General features: G+C 65.8%; 2 protein-coding genes and 1 pseudogene. All 3 read right to left on the reverse strand.

All coding sequences use genetic code 11. From position 1 onward, the window contains the following. Positions 1–208 (reverse strand): annotated as a pseudogene (locus AC1DY5_RS53365) (hypothetical protein); the annotation flags it as partial. Beyond that, a complete protein-coding gene (zapE, locus tag AC1DY5_RS53370; protein ID WP_478122308.1) occupies positions 205–1,305 on the reverse strand; it encodes a cell division protein ZapE in 1,101 nt (366 codons plus the stop codon). The pseudogene AC1DY5_RS53365 and the gene zapE, both read right to left, overlap by 4 nt. 4 nt (positions 1,306–1,309) lie before the next feature. Next, the coding region (locus AC1DY5_RS53375; RefSeq protein ID WP_478122309.1) for an FAD-dependent oxidoreductase at positions 1,310–1,972 on the reverse strand (663 nt) is incomplete at its 5' end.

Here is a 1,972-nt window from a genome sequence, read left to right on the forward strand (position 1 = left end):
GCCGGCTCTCCTCCAGGCAACCCTCGACCGCGAACTTTTTGTAGCAGGCGGCCCGCTCGGTGTCGTAGCGCGCGCTGATCGCCTTGCGCTCCTCGGCCAGCCTGGCGCGCTCGGCGTCGAGGTCGGCCCCGCCCGTGGTCGCGCCCGACTGCGCCCAGAGTGGCGCCGCGGCAAGACAGATCAGCAGGGCAAGGACGATGTTCTTCATGTCAGGCGGGTGTCGACGTTGCGGCGCTCAAGCGCCAGGAATTCGGTCGACTGCATCTCGTTGAGGCGCGACACCGTGCGCGGAAACTCATGGGCCAGCGGACCCTCGGTGTACAACGCCTCGGGCGGCACTTCGGCGGACATGATCAATTTCACGCGTCGATCGTAGAACACGTCGACCAGCCAGGTGAAACGACGTGCTTCAGAGGCCATCCGAACCGGCATGTACGGCACGTCGGACAGCAGCACGGTATGGAACTGGCTCGCAATCTCGAGATAGTCGTTCTGCGAACGCGGACCGCCGCACAAGGTCTTGAAATCGAACCAGACCACGCCGCCGGCCTTGCGCCGCGCGTGGATCTCGCGCGACTCGATGTGCAGCACCGGGTTCTCGTCGGCGCTCTCGGCGATGCGTTCGAAGGCCTTGCGCATTTCCTTGTCGGCCGCCGCGCCGTTGGGCGTCAGGTAGAGCCGCACCTGTTCGAGCGTGCGGCGCCGGTAGTCGGTGCCGTTGTCGACACTGAGAACCTCCAGCCGCTGGTTCAGCAGCGCGATCGCCGGCAGGATGCGGTCGCGGTGCAGCCCGCCCGGATAAAGATCGTCGGGCTTGAAATTCGACGTCGTGACGAAGCCCACCCCGTTGTCGAACAAGGCCGCCAGCAAGCGGTGCAGGATCATCGCATCGGTGATGTCGGCGACATGGAACTCGTCGAAGCAGATCAGCTTGTAGCGCTTGGAGATCCGAAGGCCGAGTTCGTCCAGCGGATTGACCGTGCCCTGCAATTCAGCCAGCTCGCGGTGCACCTCGCGCATGAACTCGTGGAAGTGCAGCCGCGTCTTGCGCCTGAGCGGCACCGCGTTGTAGAAGCAATCCATCAGGAAGCTCTTGCCGCGCCCGACGCCGCCGTACATGTAGACCCCGCGCGGGATCTCCGGCCGGTTGATCAGCTTCTTGAAGGCGTTGGAACGCTGCGCCTTGTACTCGCCCCACTCCCGCGCACAGCGGTCAAGGGCTTCCACGGCGTGCAGCTGCGCGGGGTCGCTTTGGTAACCCCGCGCAACCAGCTCGGCGTCGTACACCTGCCTGACGGTCTTCACGTACTCAGAAGTTCAGCGTGCGCTTGTCGATGGCGAGCGCAGCTTCCTTGGTGGCTTCCGACAGCGACGGGTGCGCATGGCAGATGCGTGCGATGTCCTCGGCACTGGCCTTGAACTCCATCGCCACCACGGCTTCGGAGATCAGCTCGCTGACCATCGGGCCGACCATGTGGACGCCGAGGATCTCGTCGGTGGCCGCGTCGGCCAGGAACTTGACCATGCCGGTGGTGTCGCCCAGGGCGCGCGCCCGGCCGTTCGCGAGGAATGGAAAGGTGCCGGCCTTGTAGGCCCGGCCGCTGGCCTTGAGCTCCTGCTCGGTCTGGCCGACCCAGGCGATTTCCGGCGAGGTGTAGATCACCCACGGAATCGTGTTGAAGTTGACATGCCCGTGCTGGCCGGCAATGCGCTCGGCCACCGCCACGCCCTCTTCCTCGGCCTTGTGCGCGAGCATCGGGCCGCGCACCACGTCGCCGATGGCCCAGACGCCGGGCAGGCTGGTGCGGCACTCTTCGTCAACCTCGATGGCGCCGCGCTCGTCGAGCTTCAGGCCCACCGCTTCGGCGTTGAGGCCGATGGTGTTCGGAACGCGGCCGATCGAGACGATCAGCTTGTCAACCTCAAGCGATTGCGCGCCGCCCTTGGCATCGGTGTAGGCGATCGTGAGGCC

Source organism: Variovorax sp. P4_D9, from assembly GCF_056401695.1.